The 13,168-nt window shown below is 29.3% G+C and carries 6 protein-coding genes and 1 pseudogene; 3 read left to right on the plus strand and 4 right to left on the minus strand.

The features are described 5' to 3' along the window. The 3 genes and pseudogenes from HR065_RS03145 to ftsH form a co-directional block, all read left to right on the plus strand. Positions 1 to 2,136, plus strand: a pseudogene (locus HR065_RS03145) (hypothetical protein); the annotation flags it as partial. Between the two features lie 26 nt (positions 2,137 to 2,162). Next, positions 2,163 to 4,064, plus strand: a complete 1,902-nt coding sequence (locus HR065_RS03150) for an AAA family ATPase (RefSeq protein WP_178734438.1) — start codon at positions 2,163 to 2,165, stop codon at positions 4,062 to 4,064. 461 nt (positions 4,065 to 4,525) lie between these two features. Next, a complete protein-coding gene (ftsH, locus tag HR065_RS03155) occupies positions 4,526 to 6,325 on the plus strand; it encodes an ATP-dependent zinc metalloprotease FtsH (RefSeq protein WP_178734439.1) in 1,800 nt (599 codons plus the stop codon). A 259-nt stretch (positions 6,326 to 6,584) separates the two neighbouring features. Here ftsH and HR065_RS03160 read toward each other — a convergent pair whose 3' ends face one another. From HR065_RS03160 to HR065_RS03775, 4 genes are all read right to left on the minus strand, one after another. Beyond that, positions 6,585 to 7,103, minus strand: a complete 519-nt coding sequence (locus tag HR065_RS03160; RefSeq protein ID WP_178734440.1) for a Panacea domain-containing protein — start codon at positions 7,101 to 7,103, stop codon at positions 6,585 to 6,587. Between the two features lie 566 nt (positions 7,104 to 7,669). Then, complete coding sequence (locus tag HR065_RS03165; RefSeq protein ID WP_178734441.1) at positions 7,670 to 8,569, minus strand: hypothetical protein; 900 nt, start codon at positions 8,567 to 8,569, stop codon at positions 7,670 to 7,672. Positions 8,570 to 9,805: 1,236 nt separating this feature from the next. Further along, positions 9,806 to 11,299 carry a carboxypeptidase M32 gene (locus tag HR065_RS03170; protein WP_178734442.1) on the minus strand — a complete coding sequence of 498 codons (1,494 nt, stop codon included), beginning with the start codon at positions 11,297 to 11,299 and terminating at the stop codon, positions 9,806 to 9,808. A 112-nt stretch (positions 11,300 to 11,411) separates the two neighbouring features. Continuing rightward, positions 11,412 to 13,052, minus strand: coding sequence for a nucleoside kinase (locus HR065_RS03775; protein WP_178734443.1), 1,641 nt, complete (start codon positions 13,050 to 13,052; stop codon positions 11,412 to 11,414). Positions 13,053 to 13,168: the final 116 nt, after the last annotated feature.

Here is a 13,168-nt window from a genome sequence, read left to right on the forward strand (position 1 = left end):
ACTGTTTCATATACAGTTTCAGTTACTAAAGTAAACGTTAGCGAAGTAGTAAACAATACTTTAGGCGAACAAGCTACTAACACAGTAGCAGCAGTTACAGAAGCAGTTCAAGCAGCTAACACAAACGCTAAATGGGAACAATTGAATGTAGCAGTTGACACAACTAAAAAACAAGTTGAAGTTACAGCTAAATCAGACAGCGTTAATTACACAGGTAAACAAACTGTTTCATATACAGTTCCAGTTACAAAAGTAAACGTTAACTCAGTAGTAAACTCTGGTTTAGGAAAACAAAACACTGTATTAGACAATAGAACATCTGCAGCATCAGCAGTTCACACTAAATATCCAACTCTTAACATGAGCGAAGTAACAGTTACAGTTAACAACGAAGACGCAAACAATAGAACAGTTACAGTTAAAGCTAGACAAAACAGTGATAAATACACGGGTTCAGTAACTTTAACATATACAGTTAATGACGATTATACTCCGACTAACGACAGATTCTTAGAAGCTTTGCATAATGCTCAACAATTTCGAGCTCAACAAAACATAACAGAACAAGAAGTAAGTGATGAAATTTTCAAAGATAAAATTTACAAAAAAATACTACAGGAACCTGATTCTTCTTCAAACCAATTAACCTTAGTGGGTCAAAAATTAGTCCAAGATAAAAAAACAGAAAAACAAAATACTTTAGTTGAACAAGTTTTGCACAAATTTAAAGCACAACGAGAAGCTAAAGACATTCCTTCTGAGCATTTAACAGATGAAAAGTTAAAAGAAGAAATTTTAAAAGAATTGAAAAAACAACCTAATTATCAACCAAATGAATTAGAAAACAAATTAAAAACAAAATTATTAGATTGTTTTACTGTAGAAACGACAGAAAATGGGAAAATAATTAAAAAAAGAGGTTATCAAGAGGTAGATGAACAAGGTCGCCCTATAGTGAAATGGAATTCCTCTAATACTTGGGATAAAGAATATAATAATGAAAAAATGCCGATTACAAGTAGAAGGTATAAAGGGATAAAAGATGGACAACCGATAGTTGATTGGAAATCGTCTGATACTTGGGAACGATCATATCATTTGATCGAAGAAGATAAAATTAAAATTCAAAGTAGAGGTTATCAAGAGGCAAATGGACAAGACAACCCTGTAGTTGATTGGGAATCGCCTAATACTTGGGATAAAGAAAATGATGACAAGGGTAATACAACAAAAAGTATAGTTTATCAATATCAAAGGTTAGATGGTGGCGTTGTTGAACATATAGTTAATTGGAAATCACTTAATACTTGGGATAAAGTATATAATGATGCCAACAAACCAACTCAAAGTAGAGGTTATCTAGGGATAAATGGCGAAGGCGACCTGATAGTTGATTGTAAATCGCCTAACACTTGGGATAAAGAATATGATGATGATGGAGACGAAATAAAAAGTAGAAGATTTAAAGGAGTAGATGGCGAAAACAATCTTATAGTTGATTGGAAATCATCTGACACTTGGGATCAAGAATGGGTTTTTGTTCAAGGAGAGGGAATCACATTAAAAAATATACATTACCAAGAAGAAAAAGACGAACAAGAAAACCTTATAGTTGATTGGACTAATGGTAACACTTTCGATCTAACAATAACTCCAATAGATAACGAAGGGAAAAAATATCAATGTAGAGGGTACCAAGGGGTAGATGATGATGGCAACCCTATAGTTGATTGGAAATCAGGAAACACTTGGGACTATGAAACAGATAGAGACAAGAATAAAACAAAAAACAGATATTATAAAGGGGTAGATCAAGATGGAAAACCGATAGTGGATTGGGACAATGATGATACTTGGAATAAAAAATATGATGTTAACGGAAATACAATTCAAAGTAGACGCTATCAAGGGGAAGATAAAGATGGAAAACTGATGGTGGATTGGGACAATGATGATACTTGGGATAAAGAATATGATATCAACAACAATCAAATTCAAAGTAGATATTACCAAGGGGAAGATTATGACGGAAAACCTGAAGTTAATTGGGATTCGTCTTGGGATAAAGAATATGATATTTACGGAAATCTAAAAGAAACTATCACATATGACGAATTTGGAAATAAAAAACCTTAAATTATAAGAAAGAAGAACAACAACTTATGTCCAAAATAAAAAATAACTTTCATTTTGTAATAGTTATTAGTTTGTTAATCTTAGCGATAATGTCTCAACCTTTCTTATTGTATGGAGCTGTTGAAACAGCCGAATATAAAGTGGTAAGAGATTCAGCAAATAAAGTAGATTATTATCCTCAGATTTTAGAACAACTACAAGAATCAAACGAAGGAACAAGTTTCCTTTTAGAAAATCCTCAAAATAATAAAGTTTATTATAACTCTAAAAGTATGACAAATAATACAGTTACTTTTGATAAAGCTGTTGATTATAATAGAAATCTTTTAAGTAATCCAGCACCTTTATTAGTTTATTTTGAAGGGGGAACAAGAGAAGATAATATTCAAGATTATCGGGAATTAATTAACCAAACTCAAGAGGTTAATAAAATTTATCTTTTTAAAGGTAAAAAAGGTGGTAGCGATGTTATCACTTTAATGAATGGACCAAAAACTGATCCTGGTCATAAAGTTACCACTTTTGATGATATCGCTGGTTTAGATGAAGCAAAAGACGAACTAAAAGAAATAGCAGATTATTTCAACAATAAAGCGTTATATAAAGATTTCGGTATGAAAGCCCCTAAAGGAGCTTTATTGTATGGTCCGCCAGGAACTGGTAAAACGATCTTATTAGAAGCTTTGGCTCATGAATCAGGCGTGCCTTATATTATCGCTGATGGACCTGAATTTGTGAAACAATATGTCGGAGCAGGTCACGAACTGCTTCAAAAAAAATTTAAAGAAGCTGATAAATTAGCGAAAGAAAGTAAAAAAGGTTGTATTATCTTTATTGATGAGATTGATACTATCGGAACTAAAAGAACTAGCGATTCTCAAGCTTCTGGTATTGATCACAATAAAATGGTTAATACTTTATTAACCTTAATAGATGGGATGAAATCTAATGATGATGTGGTAGTGATCGGAGCGACTAATAAAGATGATCTTTTAGATGAAGCACTCACTAGACCTGGTCGTTTGGATCGTAAGATCTATGTGGGTCTACCTGATACAAAAACTAAAATTAAGTTATATCATTTATTTTTAAAAAAATATAAAAAAACAAATCAATTAGAAGAGGGTATTGATTATAGCAAATTAGCGGATAAATCAACTGATTTTAGTGGTGCTACCATCGCTAAAGTAGTGAAAGAAGTGGGTTATAATTTGATTCAACAAAAATTAAAAGAAGATACAGTAGCTTTTATTATGGATAATTATAATCATAGATTAGTTCTTTCTCACAAAGATGAATTAACTTACGGAAGAATTGATGATCAAACTGATTTTACCGATAAAACAGCTCTTTCAACTTATAGTACGACTGATTTAGATAAAATAGCGGAAAAAATCAAAAAAATTCTTTATCCGGAAGAAATAGATTATTATGTGGAATATATTTTAACAAATCAAGCGGAAATAAATCCTAAAGATCATAAACAGATTCTAGATGGACAAAAAAGTGTTTTAGAGGACGATCTTAACAATAAAGCTGTACTAGAAACCAGAGATATTAAAGATTTAGAAACAGTAGTTCAAAAAATGAAAACATATATTATTAAGAAAAATTTTAAAATCACTGAAAAAGCTTTAAACGAAAGTATTGATAAACATTTATTTGGTAGACAAGCGCTCCAAAGAACTTATTTTGAAGAAGAAAAAAAGATTGTAGCGATTAACGAAGCGGGTCATATTATCACTCAAATGCTTCAAAATCCTAACTTATTTTATAAAAGTTCTATCACTCTTTCGAACAATCCTTCTCATCATGCTTATCAAGGGGAATATAGTGAATTTAAAACTCAAAAACAAATATTTGATAAAATCATTTTCCATCTTTCTGGTAAAGCCGCGGAAGAAGTTGTTTTAGGGAGAGTTTCTTAAAAATCAGCGAAAGATGTAGTAGAAGCCAATCGAATTATTGAAGATTTTGTATTTAAAAAAAATATCAGTGATAAAGGTCTTTTTGTTCCCCAAGAGGAAAAATATCAATATCAACACGATCTTGGTCATAAAGAAGCACAAAAAATCTTTGATCAATGTTACGCTCAAGCGAAACAAAATATCAACAATAATTTAGGGATTATACAAAAAATAACTGATCATCTTTTAACCAAAGAAGTTATCAATAAACAAGATATGGAAAAGATCTTAAACACTCAATCTTTAAAAAATAATCCAGATAGAACATTGCAACAAACTCCTTTCAAACAAACTACAGAACCACAAAATAAAACCTCCTTATGGTTCGTTGTGGGGTTGATTACGTTTGGCTTTATAGCTCTTTTATTTATATTGATTTTAATAATACAAACCAGAAATAAAAATAGGAGATTAAAATCATTATGACCAACTTTTGGAAACAACATAAAAAAAAATTAATTGTTTTTTTGACGATGACTACTATAATGTTAATTATTTTAGTAGAAATTTGGCCTGATATCAACCAAAAAGGCGAAAAAAAGAAAATCGGTTTTGTTATTGATAAAATCGAACAAGGAGAAGTAGTTTATTTTAAAGAAACTTTAGAAACCAAAGGTATTAGAGCTTTTTTAAGACAAAATCCTAAAATCAAGATTTTAGTGAAAACTAAATATAATCAATTTTATTACGCCAAAACTATGGATCCTTTCGAAATGAAAAGAATTGACGCTTTACGAGACTTAAATAAAAATAATAGTGTTTTTGAAGTCGAAGATCTAGATGCTCAATATGGTGTTTTAATGCCGATGTTGACTGTTTTTCAAGCTCTAACAGGTTTTATTTGGCCGGTTTGGATTTTATCTAATATTTTGGAGAAAAGAAAATTAAATAAAAAAAATAAAGCTCTTACAGCCCAAAAATCTTTAGTCACTTTCCAAGATGTCGCTGGTAACGAAGAGGAAAAAGAAGAAGTCCAAGAATTAATTGACTTTTTAAAAAGACCTAAGAAATACAAAGATATGGGGGCTTCGATTCCCAAAGGAGTCTTATTATCCGGTCCACCAGGAACTGGTAAAACCTTATTAGCCAAAGCCGTAGCTGGCGAAGCGGGAGTGCCTTTTTACGCCGCTAATGGTTCGGAATTTGTAGAGATGTATGTAGGGGTCGGCGCTTCTAGAGTAAGAAAATTATTTCAAGAAGTTAAAGAAAACGCCCCTTGTATCTTATTTATTGATGAAATTGATGTTTTAGGGGGAAAAAGATCAGGCGTTAGTGAAGGTTCTCAAGAGAAAGATCAAACTCTAAACCAATTATTAACCGAAATGGATGGTTTTAACGCTTATGCCGGGATTATTATTATCGGTGCCACTAATAGAGCGGATATGCTAGATTCCGCTTTATTAAGACCAGGACGATTTGATCGTAAAATTATGGTTGGTTTACCAGATGTTAAAGCGAGAGAAGCTATTTTAAAAGTTCACGCTCGTAATAAAAAATTATCCACAGATATTAATTTTCACCAATTAGCCAAACAAACCTCTGGTATGAGTGGAGCGGAATTAGCGTCTGTTTTAAATGAAGCTTCTATTCTAACCGTGAGAAACCAAAAAGAATGGACCACAATGGATGAACTACAAGAAGCCATTGATCGAGTTTGGATGGGGCCAGCGAAAAAATCACGCCAATACAGCGAAGAAGAAAAAAGAGAAACCGCTTATCATGAAGCTGGTCATGCTGTTATCGGAATTAAATTAAAACATGCTCCTAAAGTGCAGAAAATCACGATTGTTCCCAGAGGACATGCAGGCGGTTATGTTTTATTCATGGAAGAAAAAGAATTATTTTTCCAATCTAAAAAACGCCTTCAAGCCGACATTATTTGTTCTTTAGCCGGCAGAGCAGCCGAAGAAATGATTTTTGGCGATGAAAATATTAGTAATGGTTGTTCTTCAGATTTCAAATCAGCGACCAATAAAGCTCGTTTAATGGTGACTAAATATGGTATGAGTCCTTTAGGTCAAACGCAAGACACTGAATTTTCTTATAAAAAAGCGGTCGATATAGAAATTAAAAAAATAATCGATACTTCTTATAAAAAAGCTCAAGAAATTCTACAAGAAAATAAAGCTTTATTAGATAAAATAGCGGATATTTTATTAAAACAAGAAACCATTAACAAAGAAGAATTAGATCAATTAGTTAAAGAAGAAGAAAAAAAATAAATATTTTTATATTAAAAGAAGATAAAAGAGGGATTTTTAAAATCCCTCTTTTTTTGGTGTTTAATATGGTTCTAATAATTCTAATAAAAAACTCTCTTTTAAATTTAAAGAGAGTTTTTGTGATTTAAATTTTTTCTATTGTATATCCCGATCCTATAAAAGACTTCTTTTTTATATTATTTTAAACACTTATATCGATGTTTTTAGGGTTGAACCTTTTAGAATTGAGAAAAAATTTTACAACAATGAATAAGTAATCTCAATCCATCTCTTTTAAACAAGTAGGACAAATTTTATGGAAATGATACCAATTTTCTTCTTTTTTAAAGTATTCGTATAAAGATTCATCTGGAATAGAACGAGATTTGGGAAAATGTCCATATTCGGCTTCTTCGTAATAATCTTGCCATGGTTCTTCTCTCATCGTTTGTCTCATTAAAGAACCTGCATCAACAAAACCATATTTATTAATTATGAAATCTAGTGTTGCTTTTCTACTTGGACTAAGTTTCTTTTCATTCCCTTGTTCAATTGTTTTAACGATTATTTCGTCTCTACCATAATGTTTCAAATGTTGATATAAGGGTTTAAAAACAGGACCTTTAGGCCAAGCTTGCGCTTTTCCAACAATAAATTTTTCTTTATATTTGACTAAATGTTTGCAATAAGCATAATATAATAATTTTTGTAATTTCATATGGTTAACTTCAACGCGTTTAATCAAATAATTAGCCGCATCAGCAATAAAAATATTACTTATTTTTTTAGGTTCAAACATGATAAAAATTCTCCTTTTTCGATCATTAACAATAATTATCAATGAAAATTATATTAAAACAAATATTTCTTTTATTTTACATATTTCAATTATAGCAAAAATAATAATATTTTGACATTTGTCAAATTCTTTGCTTGTTTTTTTAGTAAAGAAAAAACCATCATTATAGATGTTTTTTGTGGTAATATTTATTTTATTGTTAGAAGATAGACCAAACTTTCGATATCGCTCAGAATCATTTTTGAATAAATATTCAAAAAGAATCGAAAAATTAATATAAACTATTTATATCATTTTTTAAAAAAATATCTCAAAAATAAAACTTTTTATTAGTTTGAAAAAGATGTTTTAAAAGGGATTAATTTTATTAAGAGAGGAGGAAGGATAAGTTCGAAAAGCGCTATAATTAATATAAATTCTAACAAAAAAGAACAAAATCGTCATTCGTAAAAAAAAGGATGGTATTAATGAAAAATAATATATTTGAGTTAAAATATATCATACAAAAGACAAAAAATAACGCCCTTTTGAATTATTTTTATCGAAGCAATTTTCAATCAATAACCTTATTTGCCAACTTGGAAAATAGGCGTTTGGAAGGTGACAGACGAAGGTTTTTCAAAATAAATTTGTACATCTTTTTTCGCAGGATTGAATTTAATTGTAAAAAGCGTTTTAATTTCTCCTTGAATGCCTAAACTCTTTATTATATTTTTGTCTTTGCCATCTTTCGTTTTAATTTTTAAAACTACTGCCTCTTTTTCTATCAAAGTCAATTGTTCATTTCTTTCCCAAAAATCAGATTGCAGACCACCCTCTTTATTCTTATTTGGAGTTAACGTTATAATAGGATTGAAAGGACTCTTTTCTTGTTGACTTTGTTGGCTTATTTTATTATTTTTTGGCTTCAATTGTAAAGAAAAATCAACTTTATAAATTTCATTATTAACTTTTAAGTTTTTGTTAATTTTTGTTGTGTCCCATTTTAATTCAACAACTTCAGTTATAAAATTTGTTTTATAAACCGATTGTTTGTTGTATTGTTTAATTTTTTTCATCAACTCTTCGCTTGCTTTTATGTAAATGTATTTATATCTTTTTTCATTTGCCATAAAGACACTTAAATGAAAAAAAAATACATCATCATGTAAATGAACAAGTTTATGAAAATTTCTTATAAATTTTTCCATCAAAAGGTTATTTTGTTTATCGTTTGTTTTCGAAATTTCTTCTTTTTGATAATTTTCCATATAAATTTTTAAAAATTCGTTTACAAAGTGATATTTATTATTGTGATAAGTGTATGAATTGTTAAAATAACTATAAAATCTTTTGCTAAATTTAGAAAAAAAAACATGATCATGTTTTTCTAATTCTGCACACTCCAATTTAAATTTTTCGTCAGACGTAATAACGTTTTTAGAAACTTTTTTAAAATAAAACTCTATCGGCTTTTCAAAATACATCGTATCTATTTTTTCTTTCCCAAATGTGGGTTTTTTTAATAATTTTTTCAAAGAAATTATGTTTTTAGACGCTGTGTAAATTTTACCTCTATTTTTAAAAAAATTATAAATAAAATAATATAAAAATATAAATATTGCACAAAATAAAACATTTAAAAACACATTATTAAGAAAGTTTATCTTTAAGTTTATTTTGTTAGAAAATTCGTCCATAAAGGAAAGAACTGGATTCTTTACTTTTGACCAATATATTATACAGAAGAAACATACATTCATTATTTGTTCAAAAGAAATACTTGTTATTCTTTTCAATTCATCTCTTACGATTTCTGCAAAAAATTTTTTCATTTTATCATAAAAACCTTCCATTGTTTGCCTCTTTTTAATTGATTTATTTTCTCCAAAAAAATGATAATTTATTGAAGTTATTAACATTATACATATAACGAAAATATTTTAAATAGTTTTTCATTAAAAAAACGCTTTTTCATCGTCAATAAAGTAAATATATGTTATTTAATTATTTTTCTTATGATTGAATTTCTTTTCAAATATAAAACTTAATAAGATCGTTAAAAATGAAAACCTTAGAGAATTTTTTTTGACAAAAAAAAGACTCTATAAAATTGTTGCAACTTCAAAATCCTCTATATCTCAAAAAAGAATTAAATGGATTTTTTTGAGTTTGACAATATATTCCATGTCGAAAAGAAATGCAATGCCAATATTTATATGATAATTTAAAGTTTGTGGATGGTGTTGAAGATTCTAAACGCCAAGTACTTTTGTAACTAATTCGTTAAAAATTCATTAAAAGAGATTATTGAAAAAATAGAGGTAAAAACCACTTTTAATTAAATAGTTAATAATATTTATCAGATTTTGAATTAAAAGGGTTAATTTAGTTGAAAAACACATAAAAAGAAGGTATGTGAACCTTCTTTTGCAACAACTTTAAAAGTTTTATTTGCTATCGAATGAGGTTGATTGATGTTTGCGAATCTTTATTAAAAATATCATTATAATTTAAATCATCTTTAAAAAAGAAAATAGAAAAAAATATCGCCAACTTTCCTATGTTCCTTTCCCAAATAAGTCATTATTATGAAAAACATATTCATTACAGTAAAAAAACATGATGATCAACCTGAAATGACATGAAAAAGAAAAAAACTCAAAATGACGATCATTTTGAGTTTTTTTAAGATAAATAGAGTTATGTTTTTAAAGGCGGAATCAATTAGATAAATATTTTTCTTCTAAATATTTAACAAAAGCGTGAGGATCGATTTGATTCTCACCAGTAGAAATTTTTAATAATTCATCAGCTGGATATAAAGAACCGAAATTTCTAAAATTTTGGTTTAAATACTGGTTAACGTTGGTGAAATCGCCTTTAGTAAAATCTTTTTTGATTTCTGAATTATTTTTTTTAATTTTACTCATTAACATAGATGAAATCATAGTACCGTTTAAATAACTGGGGAAATAACCGAAATAACCAGAAGGCCAATGAACATCTTGAAGGCATCCTTCAGACACATTATTAGGAACGATACCAAAATAATCTTTCATTTTTTGGTTCCAAACATGAGGTAATTCGTCTAAAGTTAATTGATCGTTAACCAACATCTCCTCCAATTCAAAACGTAAAATAATATGTAAAGGATAAGTCACTTCGTCCGAATATATTCTGATAAAACTAGGTTGCACACGGCTAACTTCTTGATATAAATTATCAACCGTTAATAAAGGATCTTTCATTTGCATATCATTCTTTAAAAAATCAGCTAAATAGGTTAAAAATTCTTTAGTTTTAACCACTTGTTTTTCAATCAATAAAGATTGGCTTTCGTGAAATTGATACCCTCTAGGTTTGCCGACAGGTTGGTTTTTATATTTTTCCGGTAAATTTTGTTCGTACAAAGCGTGCCCTACTTCATGCATAGTGCCCATAAAACCGTCTAAAAAATTATTTTGATCATAACGAGTAGTCAAACGAACATCATCAGCAGTTCCGCCGCAAAAAGGGTGCGCAGATTCGTCTAAACGACCTTTATTAACGTTAAAGCCTGCTTTTTCCATCATTTTATTGTTTAATTCTTTTTGTTTTTCAATTGACATAGATAATTGAAGAGGAGCACCGTTTTGGGACTGTTTTTGCATCACTTTTTTGATTAAAGGCGGCAATTCTTCTTTTAAAACAGCAAACACTTGTTTGATATTCTCCACCGTATTGCCTGGTTCGTATCTCACCACTAAAGCATCGTATAAAGGGATGTTTAAAGCTTTAGATCTTAAATGCGCTATTTGTTTAACATAATCAAGGACTTTTTGAAAGTAAGGCTTAAACATTTCATAATCGTTTTGTTGTCTAGCTTTTCTCCAAGCTAATTCAGCTTGAGTAGTGGCTAAAATAAAATTGTTTTGTAATTCTTGATCCACAATTTCTTCATCTTGTATTTTAGCTTTTATTTCCCTTAAATTTGCTTTTTGCCAGACATCTAAAGAATTTTTTTCTTGTTCTGCTTGGTTTAACCATTCTTTAGTCTCATCAGAAGTTAACGATTGACGAATAACTCTTGTTAAACTTAAAATCTCTTGGACGCGGCTTTTTTCCGAACCTTCTTTCATATTACAAGCTATATCCCAATGAAGTATATTTAAAATGTTTTCAAAATGACCGATTTCTTCAAATCTTTTTTCTAATTGTTGATAATGAACAGACATTGTTTCACCTTCTCTTCAAATTAATTTAATAAATGTAAAATCACAGAAAAAACATCAGATAACTTTGACCTTTTTTTACACTTAAAACTTATATTCTTTAGTATAACATTTTTTATTGATAAAAAGGACTATTTCCGATGAATTCTCTTAATAAGGAATCATGTGGAACCAAATCAGATTCCCAAGCGTCAAACCAACTTAATAATTTTAAGTAATATTGAGCTTTTTCAAAATAAGGACTCATTGAAGGGACTTCTAACAGTAAAGGTTCTAAATATGGCTTTAAAACGTTAAATTCATAAATTAACTCCGAATTGAAGACGTAATCCGCTTCTTGTTGATAAGGATAAATCCACCTAAATTCACCTTCTCGAACAGATTTCCAAAAATCAAAAGTTTTTAAAATATTAGTGCTTCTCATTTTTAAATCACGAATAGTTCTACGCAAAAAACGAATATCTGTGATATGCAAAGGATTGTGCTCATCTAATGATAATTGGTGCTGAGGAGCAATATAAATTTTAAATTTTTGTTCCCTAGCAAGGGAAGGTAATAAGGCAGGATTATTAGCGTGAATTCCTTCCACCAACAAGACCTGTGTATCGATTTCGATAGGTTTGTGGGTAATAACGCGAGTGCTGAAATCAAATTGAGGAATAATGGCTTTTTTATGTAAAATTAAATCATTGATATTTTGGTTAAATAAAGCAATATTTAACGCTTGGATGTGTTCAAAATCATAAGTTGCACAATCTGAGGTTTTAGGCACTTCTGCAAGAGGCAAATAATAATTATCCATGCTAACCAAAGTGCTTGTAATCCCTACAGCCAGCAATTGTAATTGTAATTTTTTGGCTAAAGTGGTTTTTCCACTAGAAGACGGTCCAGCAATATGAATGATTTTAATCTGATTTTTTTTATCGGCTATTTGGCGACTTATTTCCATTAACTGTCTTTGGTGGTTTATTTCGGCTATGCTAATTAAATCAAAGTTTTTTTTAGGATTCAAGGAATAATTATTTATTTGATGAAGGTTTTGTGTTTGAGCCGTTTGACGCCAAACTGACGTTTGATGCAAAGTTTTTTCAAAAACATGCTCTTCCTTGAAAAGAGGTATTTTGCCTTGATGAAAAGTTTGAGGAAATTGCAAAATCATAGAAGAAGAACGATATAATAATTGATAATGAGTTAAATAACTTGTATTAGGAACCATTCCTTGGTGCATATCGTTATAATACGACCCACAAACATATAAAGGGACTGTCTTTTGGGGTTTTTGTTGCAGCAGCTTGCTTTTATTGTCATAACCAAAAGTGTTATATATTTCTAAAGCTTTTTCCAAAGAAAAAGATTTTTTTTCAATTTTTAACTTTTGCGCTACTAAGTCTTGCATTTTTTCTTGAATTTTTTCAAACATTTCTAAAGTCAATTCTGCGTCATTTTCAAATCTAACCAAAAGAGATTGTGAACTATAATAAGAAAAACGCACTTTTTTCTCAGGAAAAACATGATAAAAAGCCATAGCGACCAAATATCTCAAACTAGCTTCATAAATGTCTACCGCTTGAGGATGAGTTAAATCTAAAAAAAGAACCTCATTTTCTGGTTCGGTCAATTCAAACGTTAATTCGCGTATTTTATTATTTACTTGAGCGCCGTAAACATCGGTCAATTCTAATCGGTTTTTTAATTCTTCTAAAGTGGTGTTAGAATCCACATTTAAAGTTTGATTTTTGTAATATACTTTTAACACGATTTTTTCTTTCTTATCTTATAATTTTTTTCAAAAATAAAAATATTTATCTTTGAATTGTATTTTGTAAAATGCCTTTAAAGCTACTTTTATAATAACAAATAACCAAAATAATG

The organism is Candidatus Phytoplasma pruni (assembly GCF_013391955.1).
Lineage (GTDB): Bacteria > Bacillota_I > Bacilli_A > Acholeplasmatales > Acholeplasmataceae > Phytoplasma.